21 protein-coding genes are annotated in these 15,014 nt (G+C 69.9%); 10 read left to right on the top strand and 11 right to left on the bottom strand.

What is annotated here, in order from left to right; genetic code table 11:
• Positions 1-10 precede the first annotated feature (10 nt).
• Complete coding sequence (locus tag CLV49_RS07585; RefSeq protein ID WP_106562995.1) at positions 11-1,495, bottom strand: amidohydrolase; 1,485 nt, start codon at positions 1,493-1,495, stop codon at positions 11-13.
• Positions 1,496-1,683: 188 nt separating this feature from the next.
• Here CLV49_RS07585 and CLV49_RS07580 point away from each other — a divergent pair, with 188 nt between their 5' ends.
• The 4 genes from CLV49_RS07580 (at position 1,684) to CLV49_RS07565 (ending at position 4,478) form a co-directional block, all read left to right on the top strand.
• Positions 1,684-2,346, top strand: coding sequence for a hypothetical protein (locus tag CLV49_RS07580; protein ID WP_106562994.1), 663 nt, complete (start codon positions 1,684-1,686; stop codon positions 2,344-2,346).
• Between the two features lie 5 nt (positions 2,347-2,351).
• Positions 2,352-3,155, top strand: a complete 804-nt coding sequence (locus CLV49_RS07575; RefSeq protein WP_127054392.1) for a hypothetical protein — start codon at positions 2,352-2,354, stop codon at positions 3,153-3,155.
• 197 nt (positions 3,156-3,352) lie between these two features.
• A complete protein-coding gene (locus CLV49_RS07570; protein ID WP_106562992.1) occupies positions 3,353-3,898 on the top strand; it encodes a hypothetical protein in 546 nt (181 codons plus the stop codon).
• 25 nt (positions 3,899-3,923) lie between these two features.
• On the top strand, positions 3,924-4,478 hold the full coding sequence (locus tag CLV49_RS07565) for a hypothetical protein (RefSeq protein ID WP_106562991.1): 555 nt from the start codon (positions 3,924-3,926) through the stop codon (positions 4,476-4,478).
• 99 nt (positions 4,479-4,577) lie between these two features.
• Here CLV49_RS07565 and CLV49_RS07560 read toward each other — a convergent pair whose 3' ends face one another.
• Complete coding sequence (locus tag CLV49_RS07560) at positions 4,578-4,976, bottom strand: VOC family protein (RefSeq protein ID WP_106564958.1); 399 nt, start codon at positions 4,974-4,976, stop codon at positions 4,578-4,580.
• 202 nt (positions 4,977-5,178) lie between these two features.
• On the opposite strand from CLV49_RS07560, the gene CLV49_RS07555 reads away from it, so the two are divergent.
• Positions 5,179-5,661: a pyridoxamine 5'-phosphate oxidase family protein gene (locus tag CLV49_RS07555; RefSeq protein ID WP_106562990.1), complete on the top strand. Its 483-nt coding sequence runs from the start codon at positions 5,179-5,181 to the stop codon at positions 5,659-5,661.
• A 136-nt stretch (positions 5,662-5,797) separates the two neighbouring features.
• Here CLV49_RS07555 and CLV49_RS07550 read toward each other — a convergent pair whose 3' ends face one another.
• Positions 5,798-6,286, bottom strand: a complete 489-nt coding sequence (locus CLV49_RS07550) for a MarR family winged helix-turn-helix transcriptional regulator (protein ID WP_106562989.1) — start codon at positions 6,284-6,286, stop codon at positions 5,798-5,800.
• A gap of 127 nt (positions 6,287-6,413) precedes the next feature.
• Between CLV49_RS07550 and CLV49_RS07545 the strand changes: the two genes are divergently transcribed.
• A complete protein-coding gene (locus CLV49_RS07545; protein ID WP_106562988.1) occupies positions 6,414-6,779 on the top strand; it encodes a DoxX family protein in 366 nt (121 codons plus the stop codon).
• Between the two features lie 57 nt (positions 6,780-6,836).
• On the opposite strand, the gene CLV49_RS07540 is transcribed toward CLV49_RS07545, so the two are convergent.
• The 4 genes from CLV49_RS07540 to CLV49_RS07525 form a co-directional block, all read right to left on the bottom strand.
• Positions 6,837-7,352 carry a hypothetical protein gene (locus CLV49_RS07540; RefSeq protein ID WP_106562987.1) on the bottom strand — a complete coding sequence of 172 codons (516 nt, stop codon included), beginning with the start codon at positions 7,350-7,352 and terminating at the stop codon, positions 6,837-6,839.
• Positions 7,349-8,287 (bottom strand): hypothetical protein, encoded by a 939-nt coding sequence (locus CLV49_RS07535; protein ID WP_106562986.1) that lies wholly within the window; start codon positions 8,285-8,287, stop codon positions 7,349-7,351. The genes CLV49_RS07540 and CLV49_RS07535 overlap by 4 nt, the downstream gene beginning before the upstream one ends.
• Positions 8,288-8,435: 148 nt before the next feature.
• On the bottom strand, positions 8,436-8,861 hold the full coding sequence (locus CLV49_RS07530) for a DUF1801 domain-containing protein (protein WP_106562985.1): 426 nt from the start codon (positions 8,859-8,861) through the stop codon (positions 8,436-8,438).
• A gap of 10 nt (positions 8,862-8,871) precedes the next feature.
• Positions 8,872-9,471, bottom strand: coding sequence for a TetR/AcrR family transcriptional regulator (locus tag CLV49_RS07525; RefSeq protein ID WP_106562984.1), 600 nt, complete (start codon positions 9,469-9,471; stop codon positions 8,872-8,874).
• An 82-nt stretch (positions 9,472-9,553) separates the two neighbouring features.
• On the opposite strand from CLV49_RS07525, the gene CLV49_RS07520 reads away from it, so the two are divergent.
• A complete protein-coding gene (locus tag CLV49_RS07520) occupies positions 9,554-10,258 on the top strand; it encodes an SDR family oxidoreductase (RefSeq protein ID WP_106562983.1) in 705 nt (234 codons plus the stop codon).
• A gap of 139 nt (positions 10,259-10,397) precedes the next feature.
• Complete coding sequence (locus tag CLV49_RS07515) at positions 10,398-10,895, top strand: GNAT family N-acetyltransferase (RefSeq protein WP_106562982.1); 498 nt, start codon at positions 10,398-10,400, stop codon at positions 10,893-10,895.
• On the opposite strand, the gene CLV49_RS07510 is transcribed toward CLV49_RS07515, so the two are convergent.
• From CLV49_RS07510 to CLV49_RS07495, 4 genes are all read right to left on the bottom strand, one after another.
• The gene (locus tag CLV49_RS07510; protein WP_106562981.1) at positions 10,827-11,351 is read right to left on the bottom strand and encodes a hypothetical protein; all 525 of its coding nucleotides are present in this window, start codon (positions 11,349-11,351) and stop codon (positions 10,827-10,829) included. The genes CLV49_RS07515 and CLV49_RS07510 overlap by 69 nt on opposite strands.
• Positions 11,352-11,585: 234 nt before the next feature.
• The gene (locus CLV49_RS07505) at positions 11,586-12,146 is read right to left on the bottom strand and encodes a GNAT family N-acetyltransferase (RefSeq protein ID WP_106562980.1); all 561 of its coding nucleotides are present in this window, start codon (positions 12,144-12,146) and stop codon (positions 11,586-11,588) included.
• A 247-nt stretch (positions 12,147-12,393) separates the two neighbouring features.
• Positions 12,394-12,690 (bottom strand): hypothetical protein, encoded by a 297-nt coding sequence (locus tag CLV49_RS07500; protein WP_127054394.1) that lies wholly within the window; start codon positions 12,688-12,690, stop codon positions 12,394-12,396.
• 38 nt (positions 12,691-12,728) lie between these two features.
• A complete protein-coding gene (locus tag CLV49_RS07495; RefSeq protein WP_106562978.1) occupies positions 12,729-13,403 on the bottom strand; it encodes a hypothetical protein in 675 nt (224 codons plus the stop codon).
• Between the two features lie 195 nt (positions 13,404-13,598).
• Between CLV49_RS07495 and CLV49_RS07490 the strand changes: the two genes are divergently transcribed.
• Positions 13,599-14,015 carry a MerR family transcriptional regulator gene (locus tag CLV49_RS07490; protein ID WP_106562977.1) on the top strand — a complete coding sequence of 139 codons (417 nt, stop codon included), beginning with the start codon at positions 13,599-13,601 and terminating at the stop codon, positions 14,013-14,015.
• Positions 14,012-14,992 carry an aldo/keto reductase gene (locus CLV49_RS07485; RefSeq protein ID WP_106562976.1) on the top strand — a complete coding sequence of 327 codons (981 nt, stop codon included), beginning with the start codon at positions 14,012-14,014 and terminating at the stop codon, positions 14,990-14,992. The genes CLV49_RS07490 and CLV49_RS07485 overlap by 4 nt, the downstream gene beginning before the upstream one ends.
• Positions 14,993-15,014: the final 22 nt, after the last annotated feature.

The following is a 15,014-nucleotide window of genomic DNA, read 5'->3' as shown; positions in this document are numbered from 1 at the left end:
GTGCTCGCAGCTACAGCGACGCCGAACGGAACGTGAAGCGGCCGCCCAGCAGCGTGGCCGAGACGGGCATCCGCCGGAAGACGTCGTCGGGAGCGGAGAGCGGGTCGACGTCCACGAGCACGAGGTCGGCGACGTCGCCCTCCCGCACGTCGGTGCGTCCCCGGGCTGAGGCCGCGAGGGCGTCCCGGCGCGAGATGGACTGTTCGGGGTGCCACGGCGCGCGACCGTCGTCGCGCGCACGGGCCGTTGCCGCTGACATGGTGACCCACGGGTCGAGCGGGGCGACCGGGGCGTCCGAGCCGAAAGCGAGCCGCGCACCCGCCTCGAGCAGGGAGCGCAGCGGGAAGGCGCGGTTCGTCTGGCCCGGCCAGTTCAGCTCGGCGGCGTCCCGGTCGTCGAGGGCGTGTTCCGGCTGAACGCTCGCGGTCACACCGAGGGCTCCGAATCGTGCCACCTCCTCCGGTCGGAGGAACTGCGCGTGTTCGACCCGGCCCACGACGCCGGCCCGCTCGTAGGCGTCGAGGGCCACCCGGTTCGCGGCGTCGCCGATCGCGTGCACCGCCGGTGCGAAGCCGGCGTCCTTCGCTCGCGTCAGCAGGGCGACGAGCTCGTCCTCCGAGACGGTGAGCATGCCCCGACCGCCGTGCGGATACTCGTCGACGCAATACGCCGTGCGGGTGTTGAGGGAGCCGTCGATGAGCACCTTGAGCGGGCCGACGGTGAGGAGTCCCGCCGACAGCTCGGACAGCGGTGCCCCGGTGTACAGGCCCTCCGCGACGGCGAGGTCGAGGTGCTCGGCGTACACGCCCACGTCCACGCGGAGCGTGCGGAAGCCGCCACCGAATCGACGCAGCCACACGTCGCGGTTCCACGCCATCTCGAGGTCGACCACGCCGACGACTCCCCGAGCCGCCGCAACGTCGGCTGCCTCAGAGACCCACTGGTCGACGAGGGCGTCTGGCAGGTCCGCGAGGGCCTGGGTCACGCGGAACGCCTCGTCCTCACGCAGCAGTCCGTCGGCTCCCACCGACACACCGAAACGGGACGCGGCGAGCGAGTTGATCCACACGCAGTGGAGGTCGTGGCTCACGAGTGCGGTCGGCCGGCTGCCCGTGACCGCGTCGATCGCGGCGAGGGACGGCTCGTCAGCCCACACGGCATCGCGGAACCCGACGCCCACGAGAGTGTCGTCGGGTGCCGCGGTGTCCGTGCCGAAGCCGGCGACGATCTCGAGTGTGGCGCGCGCCGAGTCGGCCGACGACAGGTCGACGCGCTTCGCCGTGAGGGCCCACGTCGTCACGTGGGTGTGCTCGTCCCAGAGTCCCGGGAGGAGGTAGCGGCCGTCGGCGCGGATCTCCGCGACGTCGTCCCCGGCTGCGGGAGCGGAGGCCGTGGCGGATGCTGTGATGCTCCGGACGAGGCCGTCCCGGATGTGGACATCGACGGGATCGGTCTCGCCGGGGCGACGGACGGAGCGCAAGACGAGGGAGGTCATCGAGGGACACACTAGCGAAACGGCGGGGTCTTGTCGGACGGATGGCGCGCGAGGACCGAGGCCCCGGTTCGTGACACCCCAATTGTCGGATTGTCACCCGTTCGGAGCGCACCTGAATGGGGACGCGCGTTGCGGCGGGAGCCGACCTATCGTGAGGAGTACTCCTTTCACCCGAGAGAGGTATCACCATGGACTCACCCGCGTCCGCTCTTCTTCTGTCCGTCCCTGTCGTGACGGGGACGATCGCCGTCGTCACGGCCGTCTCCCTGCTGCTCGGGGTGCGCTACGGCCGCCGGCTGAAGCGATCACCTCTCGTGGCCGACCCCTCGTCCGCTGTCGGCTCCGCTTCCGCGCTCGGCTCCGCCGTCCTGTCCGAACATCGCCAGGAGCCCGATTCGAGCGCAGCGCTCGAACCCATCATCGGCGCGGTGAGCGCCGAAGCCGTGCGCCGCATCGTGGACCCCGCCCTGCCGACCGTCGGCCAGTCCCACCCATGGCGGCCGGCCGGGTCGCGGGTCTGGTCGAAGGCCGAGAGCGACGGACTGATCGCCCTCTTCCACCTGGGCACCGATCTCTCCGCGCTCGCGGCGGAGATGGGCCTCGGCGAACGCGTGCTCGTGGAGGAGCTCGCCCGCCGGATCTTCGGCGCGGTCGATCCCGTCGTCGACCCCACCATGCCTCGGACCGGCGCCGCCTGGAGCGCAGCCGACCGTGCAGCCATCGAGTCCGTCGGCCGCGGCGACGCCCGCCTGTCCGACACGGCACAACGCCTCGGTCGCGACCAGCTCGACGTCGTCCAGGAGCTCATCCGCGGCGGCCGCAGCCTCTCTCACGCCGAGACGGTGAGGTGATCGGCGTGGAGTTCACAGCGCACACCATGGAAACCCTCTCCGCTCTTGTGTTCCTGGGGGTCGGCGTGATGGTCGTGATGGTCGCCATCTATGTCACGCAGCGATTCGAGCGCCGATCCGCCGCCGCGCACTCCGACGACGTCGACGAGTCCAACGAGCGACGCGCGGTGCCCGACGAGTTCGACGACGTCCGGTCGCGAGCGATCGACGATCCGGACCTGCCCGCCCGGCCTGTTCCGGTCGTGGCCTCGCTGTTCGTCGTCGACGACGTGCACACCGCGACGCAGGACATCGAGCCGTGGCGCGAGGTCCCGGCTCGCGACCTGGGCGAGACCGTCGGCCACCGTCGCGCAGCCTCTCGAGCATGGACGCAGCAGGAGAGCGACGGTCTCGTCCGCCTCTTCCGCCGGGGCTTCCAGCTCGACGAGCTCGCAGCCGACCTGAACCTCGAGCCGTGCGCCGTGGTGGAGGAGCTCGCTCGTCGGGCCTTCGGCGCCGTGGAGCCCGTCGCCGATCCGCGCGCTCGCCGCTTCGGACAGGACTGGACGGCCGCCGAGTTGCTCGCCCTCCACTCCGCCTCGGCATCCGGGCTGAGGGTCGCCGACATCGCACGCCAGCTGGGTCGCGACCAGCTCTCGACCGTGTTCCGCCTGCTCGAGTTCGCCGCGGATGCGCGTGCCAGGCTCGACGGTTCCGGTCACCGGTCCGACGAGATCGCGGAACTCGAGGAGGCCGCGGAATCCGCGGGGCTCCTCTCCTCTACGGACGGGCGGAAAGCCCGCGTCCGGGAGGTCGCGCTGCACGGCTGAGCCCGTGCGCGGGGTCGTGGGCCGCAGGCTGAGGGGGACAGGCGGCCCGCACCTCAGCGCTGCGGTCTCGCGATCCGCGTGACCCTGATCCGGGTCACGCTGGATGCACGTGCCCGCGCACGACCGACGCCCCACGGGAGTGCGTCGGCGCCGGTAGACGTCACCCCCACACCCCGCTTTCTCGCCGAAGGATCAGCATGTCCACTTCCACCACCGGCACCTGCGCCATCTGCCGCCAGACCGTGGACGTCGCCGATGGGCGCGTCGTCGACCACCGCCGCCAGGGCACGATGTGCCGCGGGTCGGGCCTCGCACCTCGCGTCGCGACCCCCGCCAAGCGGACCGCGAAGCGCTCCACCTCCTCCACGTCGACGCCGCGCGAGCCCGCGACCCCGCGGGTGAAGAAGCCGGTGCAGGCGCCGCTGAACCTCTCCGACGCCTCGTCGATGCGGTGCCCCGTGTGCCGCGAGCTCGTCGGGACCTCGTCGCTCGCAGGGCTCACGCTCCTCGCGACGCACACCGTGCGCGGCATGCAGTGCGCGGGCGGCGGGCGCCAGGTGGGACGCCGGACCGTCGCGGCCACGTGCCCCACGTGCGGCGAGACGCACGACGCCCAGATCAACGAGTCCGGCGGCCGCATGACGCGCCACACCGCGGGCGGCTCACCGTGCGGCGGCTCGGGTGCCCCCCTCGACGAGGACGAGCTCGGCCGCGTCTACGCCGCGGAGGCCGCGGCCCGCTGACGACGGCTCCGCGCTACCGTGGGACATGGACATCGAGGCGGACGCCCCATCTGCTGAACAGGCGGACGCGTATGACGCGGCCGAGAAGGTGCGGGCGTGGTCGGCGCTCGTCGGCGCCGAGCTCGCCGCACTCGCCGGAGCCCTCGTGCTCGCGGCCTCGACGTCGATCGCAGCGCTCGATGCCACCCCCCTCGAGCGGCTCGGGACGGCGCTCGCCACCTTCGCTCTCGCCGGCGTATTGCCCCTCCCTCTGTTGCTCCTCGTCCAGCTCGTGGTCGACGAGCGGATGCGGCGCAGGGCGATTCCGTTCGGGCTCGTCGCGCTCGCGCGCGGTGTCACCTTCGCGGTATTGGCCGGCGCGCTCCTCGGCCTCTTCGGCGTCATCTCCGGGCAGATCGCGGCAGCACCGAGCCTGATGTGGGCGGGTGCGGCCGCGGGACTGTGGGTCGGCTCGATCGGCACCGTGCTCGGTCTGGCCCTCGAACGGTCCCGCGGTGCGCGGATAATGTCCACCGCTGTCGTCCTCGCGGCGATCATCGTCGGTTTCGTCGCACTCGTCATGCTTGCAGCGGCGACCTGACGACGATACGGCTGCGCACAGCCCTGACGGGGGACACGAGTGGCCGCGGGCCGGGACGTCGCTATTCGTCCCCGTCCTCTGACGATCCGTCGGGCGGCTTCATCGCTCGCGAGACGACAGGACGCAGAACTCGTTGCCGTCCGGGTCCGCGAGGACGGTCCAGCTGACGTCGTCGCCCTGACCGACGTCGACGCGACGTGCACCCAAGCCGATGAGGCGGTCGATCTCGGCATCGCGGTCGTCGTCGATGTGCGGGGCGAGGTCGAGGTGCAGCCGGTTCTTCGTCGTCTTCGGGCGGTCGACGGGCACGAAGACGAGTCCGGGCGGCACCTGCTCGAACCGCAGTGCGGCTCCGTCCTCCTCGGCCCACGGTGGGATGACAACCACCTCGTCGTCGTCCTCGAACATGATCGTCCATGAGAGCGCCTCGGCCCACCAGGCGGCCAACGCCCGATGATCCGTGGACTCGACCACGGTCGTGTACCACCTCAGTGCCATCGCGTCCTCCTCGTCGATGGCCGAGACATTACCCCCGGCCCCCGACGCTCGGAAAGGAGTCGGCGCGGAGAGCATCGCGGGCCGGCTGTCAACGCCCCCGCGATCCGGGCGGCGTCGGAGGTCGCGGTCGTAGGCTGCCGACATCCCGGCCGTCGACGTCCCTCAGGGGCGCCTGCGGATCGACCGATCGAAAGGATCCACCGTGACCGACACGACAGACGGCACTGCGAAGGTCGCCGAACTCCTCAAGGACTTCCGCTTCGCGATGCTCACGACCATCGACGAGCAGGGCAAGCTCGTCGCCCACCCCCTCACCGTGCAGGAGCGCGAGTTCGACGGCGACCTCTGGTTCATCATCGGCCGGCACGCCTCCGCCGTGACGCACCTCGACATCAACCCGAGCGCCGGCGTCTCCCTCTCGTCGAACGACTCCTGGGTGTCGCTCTCCGGGACCGCCGCGGTCGTCGAGGACACGGCGAAGCTCACGGACCTGTGGAACCCGATGGTCGAGGCGTGGTTCCCGGACGGCCCCACCGATCCGAACGTGACGCTCCTCAAGTTCTCCGCCGACAGCGCCGAATACTGGGACAGCCCCGGCGGAAAGGTCGCATCCGTCCTGAGCTTCGTGAAGTCGAAGGTGACGGGCGAGCCGCTCGAGGGCGACAACGGCAAGGTCGAGCTCTAGCCGTACGAGGCCCCTCCTCAGGCCCGGTGACCGCGATCCGCGGTCCCGGGCCTGACTGCGTCCGCCGACATCCCCGTCCGTGAGCTCCCCGCGCATGGCGACCACCGGCTGAGGTGGTCGCGACAGGCGAAGACGATCAGGCGAGCTTGCCTGCGCACGCGCCGTCTGGGCCGACGGCGGTCGAGAGCTTCGACGTGATCGTGCGGAGTTGCTCGACCTCTGCTGGGGTGAGGCGGTCGAAGATCAGTTCACGAACCTGGGCGACGTGGCCGGGTGCCGTCGCAACGACCTTGTCCCAGCCGGCGTCCGTCAGGGTCGCGAGAGTGCTTCGTCCGTCGTCCGGGTCGGGTCGGCGTTCCACCCACCCCTGATCCGAGAGGCGGTTCACGACCTTCGACAGCCGCGAGAGGGTGCTGTTCGCGAAGAGGGCCAGATCGCGGAGTCGCAGCGAGCGGTCGTCCTGCATGGAGAGCCCAGACAGCACGAGGTACTCGAACATGCTGAGGCCCGCGTCGCGCTCGAGTTGGAGGTCGAGGGCCGCCGGCATCCACATGACCGTGGAGACGAAGGGGATCCAGGCGCGTTCCTCGTCATCGGTGAGCCACCGCACGTCGTCGCCGTCCATCAATCCATCGTAGAGGGATTCACTTGACATGGAAAGCAATTGACTCCATCCTGATACTTGCCGCGGAAAGTAACGCGGTGTGGCGCGGGTCTTCCCGCGCGCTCGACGCACCTTCTCAGGAGTCCTCATGGTCATCGCCTTCTACGCCATCGCCGGCCTCGCCGCGCTTCTCTTCCTCGGTGCCGGAGGAATGAAGCTCGCGCGGCCGAAGGCTGCTCTCAAGGAGAACGGCATGGGCTGGGTGGACGACTTCTCCTCGACGTCCATCAAGCTCATCGCGCTCGCCGAGGTGCTCGGCGCGATCGGCCTGATCCTGCCCGTCGTCACCGGGATCGCCCCGATCCTCTCGCCCATCGCGGGCATCGGCCTGGCCGTCATCATGGTGGGAGCCGTCGTGGTCCACGCCCGTCGCTCGGAGCCGATCGTTCCGCCGCTCGTGCTCGCGGCGCTCGCGGTGGCTGCGGCCGTGCTCGGGTTCCTCGTCATCGGCTGACGGGGGTGGCCCCAGAGCGGACGACGTCGGCGTGGACGAGGGGGAGCTGTCGGTCGGTCAGTGGCCGGAGGCGGCGAGGCAGCCGCCGTCCGCGATGAGGCCGCCGGCCTCCACCGTCACGGCGCCGTCCGGCGCGACGAAGCCGGTGAGGCAGCCGCCGCCCGCGAACGCGCCGAACAGGACACCCGTGCCGTTGTCCATCGTCTGGATCGACGACTCGTCGAGCCCGATGTCAGCGAGCGCTGCGACCACATCCTCGACGGTCGCTGGGGGCGTGAGGGCCTCGAGAGCGCGCCTGGCCGGCTCGACGAGAGCATCGAGCTCCACCTGGGTCTCCGGGTCCACCGGGAGCTCCTCGCGGTAGCGTTCGTTCTCCGCCATCGCCGTGTCGGGATCGTAGACCGCGCAGTCGCGCTCCGAATCGGGCACGTCCTCGAGGCTCGGGCACGCGGCCGTCGGTGTCGCGCTCGCGGACGGGCTCCCCGCGGCCCCAGGGGATCCGCCTGATCCGCAGCCGGTGAGCAGGATGGTCGTGGCGAGCAGCGCTGCGATGCCGAGGTGCCGTCGCGTCATCGCAGGGCCTCGCGGAGCATCCAGGCGGCCTCGTCGCCGTCGATCTCCTCGCGGTCGAAGAGGATCCGGATCGCCTCGAGGACGGTGTGGCGTGACGACCGGGCGATCACCGGGTCGCGATCGGCGAGGGCGGCGCGGAGGTGGGCGGGTGCCTGTTCCTTCACCGCGTCGTAGAGCGCGTCGATGCGGGCCTCGACATCGTCGTAGAAGTCGTCTTCCGAGGTGCGTTCCGGCGGTGACTGCTCCGCACTCGCGACGAGCTCGGCCAGCGTGGGTGCGCGCAGGGTCGTGACCGTGAAGACGACGGCGGTCAGGACGAGGACGCCGACACCGCCGAACGTGAGCAGGCCGTGCTCATCCATGTCGCGGGAGAGGACGAGGCGGATGATGAGGGCGATCGGTGCGATGACCATGGCCGCGAGCGGGAAGAGGAGCATGCCGCGGGACTCCTTCTGCCCTTTCGTCCGTCCGCTCTGCACGGCGAGGACGCGCACCACGGCGATGAGGGCGGCGCCGGCGGCGACGGCCGCGCTGAGGTCGAGGGACTCCGTGCCGCGCAACGGCATGATGGCGAAGCCGCCTGCGATGTAGGCGAACACGTCCCAGAAACCGTCGAACTTCCGGCGGATCCACGGGCGGGTGTCCGGCGCGTCCAACTCGTCGAGTCGTTCCATCTCCTTGCGCTGCCGTGCCCGCCACGCGCGCATGGTGTCGAGGGCTTCGCGAGTGGCCGGTTCGGACACCTCGTACTCGATGGCCGCGAGGACGTCGGCCGGCGTCTCGTCGGTGCGGTCCAGCTTCCGGGCGTAGCGCTGGACCTTCGACGCGGCCGGCTCGGGGGCCGCCGACAGTCCGCCGACGGGCGTCGCTTCGGGCACCTCCGCGAGGATGCTCTGCCAGGTGCGCGGGGGTGCGTCGTCGAGTCGTTCGGTCACGTCGTGAGCCTAGGCGTGAGAAGGACCGGGGCGCTCGACCCCGTTGGAGGGGAGGCGCGGCGCGACCCGGCCCGTGACGTAGAGCGTTTGCGACGATATGCGGCGCTCTACCGCCTCGAATCGGCGCAAACACTCGACGGGACGGTGGTCAGGAGGGGCTGGGGTTCGCGTCCGGGTCGGGGCTGCCCCAGGCGTTGCGGACGAGGCGTTCGAGCACGGCGAGGTCGATGCGGTCGAGGCGCTTGATGTAGACGCAGCCGACTCCCGTGGTGTGCTGTCCGAGATCGGTGAGAAGCGGGTCCGCCGGGCCGTAGCCGTCGTGGATCCCGTAGATCGTGAGCGCCGCCTTCCGTGGCGAGAAGCCCATGACGAACCACTCGTTGGTGCCCGTCGTATTCGTGTATGGGCGGGAACCGAAACCCACCATCGACGCGCCCCACATGACCGCCGGTTCGCCCGTGACGCTTTCCATCAGGTTGCGGATGGCGTGGCCCTCCGCGCGACGACGCTCGTCGGGGACGGCATCGAGGAACGCGGTGACGTCCTCGTCGGTGGGCTGTGTCGCGATCGCCATGCCCGTCAGGCTAGTCCCGCCGGTCGCCCGCGGCCAGGCGCGAGGAGGACGTGGCCGCGAGGCTCACTGCGATCGCCTGGAGGCCCATCTCCGCGATCGCGAGCACCTCCTCGGACGTGCCGCCGTCGCGGGCGCGCATCGCCATCCCGGAGTGAACGGCCATGACGTAGCCCGCAAGTTCTTCCGGGTGGGTGTCGGGCGGGACGTCGCAGTCCGCGATGCCCTGCTCGATCCGTTCCGCGAGGCGGCGGCGGAGTATCGCGCGTTCCGACGCGAGGCGGGGCTCGATGGCGACGAAGCAGCCCGCCGGCGTGCCGGAGGCGGTGTGCGCTTCGCCCGAGATGTAGAGCATCTCCCGGATCGCGTCGAACGCGGTCGGCTGCGTGAGGGCCTTCTCGAACCCGACCATCATCGCGTCGACGTAGCAGTCGACGGCGGCGTGGAAGAGATGGTCCTTGTCGCCGAACGCTGCATACATGCTCGGTGGGGTGATGCCCATCGCCTCGGTGAGCTTCGCGACGGTCGTGGCCTCGTAGCCGTCGCGCCAGAACTGCTCCATGGCCACGACGACGGCCGTGTTGCGATCGAAGCTCCTGGGTCTGCCGGCCATGTGCCCATTCTATAACGATCACTAGGAAATGTGTTACGGTCGCCTTTCATTACCTAGTGATCGCTACAGAAAGGCATCCACCATGCAGATCAAGGACTCGGTCGTTCTCGTCACCGGCGCGAATCGTGGCATCGGAGCGGAGTTCGTGCGCCAACTCGCGGAGCGCGGTGCGGCGAAGATCTATGCGACCGCTCGCGACGCGTCGACGATCACCGCGGACGGTGTGGAGGCCGTCGCGCTCGACGTCACCGACGCGGAGCGGGTGCAGGCGGTCGCCGCATTCGCCACCGATGTCGACATCGTGATCAACAACGCCGGGGTGTCGCTCGGCGCGGATGTGCTCGGCGGCGATCTCGACACGGTGCGGCGCGAGTTCGAGACGAACGTCTTCGGTCCGCTCAACGTCACGCGCGCGTTCGCTCCGATCCTGGGTGCCAACGGGGGCGGCGCGATCCTGAACGTCATCTCGGCCCTGTCGTGGTTCGCGGCCGAGGGCAGCACGTCGTACTCGATGTCGAAGGCCGCCGCATGGAGCCTCACGGAGGGCACCCGTGTGGAGCTCGCCGGCCAGGGAACGCAGGTCGTGGGTCTCCACATGGCTCTCGTCGACACCGACATGACCGCGGGATTCGATGCGCCGAAGAGCACTCCAGCCGCCATCGTCACCGCGGCCCTCGACGGACTCGAGGCGGGCGCCCTCGAAGTCCTCGGCGACGATGTCACCGTCGGCGTGAAGGCGCAGCTGCACCTCGACCCCGCCGAGCGGTACGCGCTCCTCGCGGGCTGACTCCCCACGTCGTCACTTTGAGCGCTTTGCGTCGCCTGTATGGGATGCAGAGCGCTCGAAGTGGCGCCGTGGAGGGCTCCATCTGTCCCTGAGGATCAGGCGCCGGCTCGATCTCCACGCGGACTGGCATCATCGAGGCATGGGCTCACCGCGGATCCGACTCGTGCTGACGAGTCCCGATGAGATGCCCACGCTGCGGCGGTTGTTCGACGATCCGTCGTTCCATGGGTGGGGTGGCGCGTCTCCGTTGTCGGACCGCGAGCTCGCCGCGAAGTACGCCGGTGACCGGCTTCCCGAGGTGGAGACCTTCATCGTCGAGGTCGACGCTTCCCCAGCGGGTCTCGCGATCCTCCACGACGACGGCGACCGTGTGGGTGGAATGGACCTGATCCTGCTGCCGAGCACGCGGCGGCGCGGCATCGGCCGTGCGGTGGTGGCGCTCCTCGTCGAACGCGCTCGTGATGTGCGCGGATGGATGAGGCTGACCGTCGACCCCGACCTCTCGAACGAGGCCGGCATCCGGTTCTGGGAGGCCGCGGGGTTCAGGCCCCTCCGTGAGGAGCCCGCGTCAGAGGGGCGCGAGGCGTTCCTGCTGATGGAGATGGTGATCGCCGAGGTTGGTGGCCCAGAACGCTAGCGGTACGGCCACGACCACACCGAGCGCGGCGAAGGAGAGCGCACTCTCGCCAGACAAGGAGGCGACCGGCGACCCGCCGCTCGCGACCTGGGTGGAGCTGACGAACCCGAGGATCACGGCGGCCGCAACGATCGTGAGCAGCGTCGGCAGCGTGCGGAGTGCACGGGAGGGGATCCGCTCCGTCGCGAACGCGACGCATCCCATCACGAGCGCGATCGGTACCGCCGCGGGAAGGCTGATGACGGCCATGGGGATGAAGGCCACAGCCAGGGCCGAAAGAGCGGCGTTCACGAAACCGACTGCGCCGGGTTCGGGTGTCGCACGTCCGTCCGCGATCGCGTCGGCGACGGCCCACGCCCCCTGCGCGAACATGCATGTCACGAGGACGGCGACGAAGAGACGGAGGAACCCGGAGCGCGGAGCGAGCTGCCTCGGGTCCTCCGCTGTATTCGTCATGCGTCCAACTGAATCACTCGAGCGAGCCGTCTTCGATCCCCTTGTTCGTGTGGTGCGGTCGTCAACCCACCCGATGTATCGGACCCAGCTCGACGATCTGGATATTCAGCAGATGGAGGACGACGGGTGCGGTGAAGAGGAGGCCGAGGGTGACGCCCACTGACACGATCACGATGAATCGCCACCGCGACTCCCGCAATGGTGTGGGGAACGAGGAGTACCCTGCCAACGCGGTCAGTTGCCGCGCGGCCCCGGTTCGTCGTCCCACGGGACCGGTGTCGTCTTGCCCGTCTCCCAGTCGCGGCGCAGGATGGCGTAGGCGACAGACGCAACCGGGTCGCCGCCGGCGACCGGCCAGCCGTCGCGGTAGTGCGCCTCCTTCACCCAGCCGGCGCGGAGGAACGTGCGGCGCATCGGGATGTTGTCCTCGCGGGTCTGGCCCTCGAAGCGGTTCACCGCGGGGAAGCGCTCGAACACCTCCCGCGTGAGAGCCTGCAGCGTGGGCACACCGAGGCCGCGGCCTCGAGCGTCGTTCGCCAGGCGGAGGTCGAAGAGGGGCGCGTCGTCCTCGAGGTCCTCGAGCGTGGCGACCCCGACGCGTCGGCCGTCCGCGACCACCCAGTACGCCGCGTGCTCGGGGGCGTCGAAGGACCCCGAGGCGATCCGGGAACGGACGTCGTCCGCGGTGGGGCGGGTCGTCATGTGGAACGGATACTCGTGCGCGCTGATGAAGTCGACGAGGGCGTCGTCGTCGGCGGGGCGCTGGACGGGGTGGAGAGTGACCTCGGGGGGCATGGGTCCAGTCTTCCAAAGGCGTGCGTAACTCGCCGTGGTTGGTCCTGCACCGGCGGGCCCCGTCGTCACGATTTCGCCCGGGGCCTGTCGGCGTGGTCACGCTACGGATGGACCACGTGGACGGGCCCGAGTACAGCAATCACTTCCGCGTCTGGGAGTGTGCGGAGATGTCCCGTGCCGCGAACATCCGCGTAGTTGGTCGACTCCAGGGCACGGCACCCCACGAGCACGTCGGGTGCCGTGCCTGTCAATGCGCCGTCTGCACCGGGCCCTGCTCGATGAATTCGAGGTCGAGTGGGTCGAGCAGAAAGGGTGCGGTGAAGAGAAGTCCCAGGAGGAAGCCCATCAGCAGAACGGTGATGAGCCGCCAGCGAGACCGGCGCAGGGGAGTCGCGACCGCGAGGCCTGCGAGGAGGAATGGGAGGAAGGGGAGGAACGCGCCGCTCACCACCACGAGGGAGATGGCTCCGAAGAACCACGCGTCGATGGCGGTGAAGAGCCCTGGCGCACGCGCCCCGTATCTCTTCGGGGGTTCCTCGGTCATGTCACCCGTCTCCTTCGTGTTCACCGCTGTGGTCCTCATCATCCGCCGACCTGCCAGAGCGTGACCTTGCCGGTGGCGGACGTCTTGTTGTGCAACCCGATGTTCAGGGTCACGGGACTTCCCTTGAATACGGCGCTCGCGTCGAAGCGGTAGTAGGCGTCAGCCGACGTGCGCGGTCCGGGCTTCGGGCATGAGATGGGTTCCACCGACCAGCCGATCGCGAGCCCGCCCTCGGAATGGCAGGTATGACTCCCCTTGAAGCCGCGGTAGGACGCGTTCCAGGCGTGGTGCCCATCCCAGTAGGTGCGGCCGGTGTGCTTCTCCGTGAGCCCGCCGACCCAGTAACTGTGGGTCCAGTCGCGGTAGTAGATGCCGCCGTTTGCCGCCGTCCGCCTCAATACATCGGTCTCGGCGACCGTCAGCCTCTGCTCTTTCCCGATGGATGCGACCTCGCTGGCGGTGACTTTCTGCGCGGTCGTCTCGGTCACACGGACGGTACCCGAGCAGAGGGACTCACCCTCCGCCCGATCCGAACCGGTCTGCGCCGCTACCTTTCGCACCTGTTCCAGGCAGGAGGCCGATGTGACGGTCCCCGTGTACGTCGTGATCTCTCCGGTGGGAGCGGCCGAGGCACCGCCTGTGGTGCTGACCACGATGGCGCAGGCCAGAGCAGCGGCGCCGATCCCAACGCTCGTCCATCGATGGTGTGTCATGTTTAGCCCCTTCGTTCGTTGTGGGGAGACAGTAGGACGACCTGGAGAACCCATGAGAAAGATATCCATATAGGTATCATTTCGACTATTTCGATCAGGGGTTCTGCGGTCGGCGCCTCAAGCGACCGAATCGCGCGGCCCAGGGATGCGGGCCACGCTTGACCTCAAGCGCGCTCCAGGTTGGAGGATGGCCTCATGAGCGACATCCGACTCCCCGACGTCGGCACGACCGTGCCCGACGGCGGCCTCTCCATCGGCGACACCGCCACCGTGCTCGGCCTCCCCGTGGAGACCCTCCGCTACTACGACCGCGCCGGGCTCCTCCTCGACCCGACGCCGCGCGACGCCGGTGGACGGCGGCGGTACGGCACCGCAGATCTCGCATGGATCGCCGGCCTCGTGATGCTGCGCGAGACGGGGATGAGCATCGCCGACATCCGCGTGATCGCGGAGCTGTCGCGCACGCCCGGGACGGAGGCGGAACGGCTCGTGCTGTTCCGCGAGCACCGGAAGCGGGTGCTGGAGAAGATCGCCCAGACACAGCGGCACCTCGCCGCCATCGACGCGAAGATCGCCGCCTACGAGGCGGCCGTGGAAGGAACGAACGAATGAAGCAACGGACACTCGGCGACGGCCTCACCGTCTCGGCCATCGGCCTCGGCGCCATGGGGATGAACGCGTTCTACGGTCCGAGCGACGAGAAGGAGTCGATCGCGACGCTCCGGCACGCGCTCGACATCGGCGTGACGTTCATCGACACCGCCGAGGCGTATGGCCCGTTCGAGAACGAGAAGCTCATCGGCCGGGCGCTCGGCGACCGCCGCGACGAAGTGACGATCGCGACGAAGGCCTCGAGCGAGACCGACGACGACGGCACCGTGCACGGCCGCAACGGCACCCCCGAGTACATCCGGCGGGCGGCGGACCGGTCGCTGCGTCACCTGGGCGTCGACGTGATCGACCTCTACTACCTGCACCGCGCCGACCCGGCCGTGCCGATTGAGGAGAGCGTGGGGGCGCTCCGCGACCTGGTGCTGGCCGGCAAGGTGCGCCACATCGGGCTGTCCGAAGTGGCGGCACCCACGATCCGCCGCGCGCATGCCGTGCATCCGCTCGCGGCGGTGCAGTCCGAGTTCTCCCTGTTCGCGCGCGACGTGCTCCACAACGACGAGAAGGCCACGATGGACGAACTCGGCATCGGCCTCGTCGCGTTCTCGCCGCTCGGCCGCGGAGTGCTGACGGAGGGCGTCCGCAGCCTCGACGACCTCGCCCCCGACGACGCGCGCCGCGGCCTGCCGCGCTTCCAGCCCGACGCATTCGCCGCGAACCAGCGACTCGTGTCGCGGGTGGAGGAGATTGCCGCGGAACGCGGCGCGACCGTGCCGCAGATCGCGCTCGCCTGGCTGATGGCGGAAGGCGCGGTGCCGATCCCGGGAACGCGGCGACGCTCCCGCCTCGACGAGAACGCGGCCGCTGCGGGGATCGAGCTGAGCGCGGAGGAGCGTGCGCGGCTGGTGGACGCGGTGCCGGCGGGGGAGGTCGTGGGGTCGCGGGATGGGATCGGTGCGGGGGTGGGGGTGGATCGGTAGGAGTGGGTGACTCGACCGCCCG

The organism is Labedella gwakjiensis, assembly GCF_003014675.1.
Classification (GTDB): Bacteria; Actinomycetota; Actinomycetes; order Actinomycetales; family Microbacteriaceae; genus Labedella; species Labedella gwakjiensis.
Note: the sequence above shows the minus strand (reverse complement) of the source record. Positions and strands in the feature narration are given on the sequence as shown.

What these genes read in the sequence shown, in the direction of transcription:
- CLV49_RS07585 (WP_106562995.1), bottom strand. Translation starts at nt 1,495, where the DNA reads ATGACCTCCCTCGTCTTGCGCTCCGTCCGTCGCCCCGGCGAGACCGAT.
- CLV49_RS07580 (WP_106562994.1), top strand. Translation starts at nt 1,684, where the DNA reads ATGGACTCACCCGCGTCCGCTCTTCTTCTGTCCGTCCCTGTCGTGACG.
- CLV49_RS07570 (WP_106562992.1), top strand. Translation starts at nt 3,353, where the DNA reads ATGTCCACTTCCACCACCGGCACCTGCGCCATCTGCCGCCAGACCGTG.
- CLV49_RS07565 (WP_106562991.1), top strand. Translation starts at nt 3,924, where the DNA reads ATGGACATCGAGGCGGACGCCCCATCTGCTGAACAGGCGGACGCGTAT.
- CLV49_RS07560 (WP_106564958.1), bottom strand. Translation starts at nt 4,976, where the DNA reads ATGGCACTGAGGTGGTACACGACCGTGGTCGAGTCCACGGATCATCGG.
- CLV49_RS07550 (WP_106562989.1), bottom strand. Translation starts at nt 6,286, where the DNA reads ATGGACGGCGACGACGTGCGGTGGCTCACCGATGACGAGGAACGCGCC.
- CLV49_RS07545 (WP_106562988.1), top strand. Translation starts at nt 6,414, where the DNA reads ATGGTCATCGCCTTCTACGCCATCGCCGGCCTCGCCGCGCTTCTCTTC.
- CLV49_RS07540 (WP_106562987.1), bottom strand. Translation starts at nt 7,352, where the DNA reads ATGACGCGACGGCACCTCGGCATCGCAGCGCTGCTCGCCACGACCATC.
- CLV49_RS07530 (WP_106562985.1), bottom strand. Translation starts at nt 8,861, where the DNA reads ATGGCGATCGCGACACAGCCCACCGACGAGGACGTCACCGCGTTCCTC.
- CLV49_RS07525 (WP_106562984.1), bottom strand. Translation starts at nt 9,471, where the DNA reads ATGGCCGGCAGACCCAGGAGCTTCGATCGCAACACGGCCGTCGTCGTG.
- CLV49_RS07520 (WP_106562983.1), top strand. Translation starts at nt 9,554, where the DNA reads ATGCAGATCAAGGACTCGGTCGTTCTCGTCACCGGCGCGAATCGTGGC.
- CLV49_RS07515 (WP_106562982.1), top strand. Translation starts at nt 10,398, where the DNA reads ATGGGCTCACCGCGGATCCGACTCGTGCTGACGAGTCCCGATGAGATG.
- CLV49_RS07510 (WP_106562981.1), bottom strand. Translation starts at nt 11,351, where the DNA reads ATGACGAATACAGCGGAGGACCCGAGGCAGCTCGCTCCGCGCTCCGGG.
- CLV49_RS07505 (WP_106562980.1), bottom strand. Translation starts at nt 12,146, where the DNA reads ATGCCCCCCGAGGTCACTCTCCACCCCGTCCAGCGCCCCGCCGACGAC.
- CLV49_RS07500 (WP_127054394.1), bottom strand. Translation starts at nt 12,690, where the DNA reads ATGACCGAGGAACCCCCGAAGAGATACGGGGCGCGTGCGCCAGGGCTC.
- CLV49_RS07495 (WP_106562978.1), bottom strand. Translation starts at nt 13,403, where the DNA reads ATGACACACCATCGATGGACGAGCGTTGGGATCGGCGCCGCTGCTCTG.
- CLV49_RS07490 (WP_106562977.1), top strand. Translation starts at nt 13,599, where the DNA reads ATGAGCGACATCCGACTCCCCGACGTCGGCACGACCGTGCCCGACGGC.
- CLV49_RS07485 (WP_106562976.1), top strand. Translation starts at nt 14,012, where the DNA reads ATGAAGCAACGGACACTCGGCGACGGCCTCACCGTCTCGGCCATCGGC.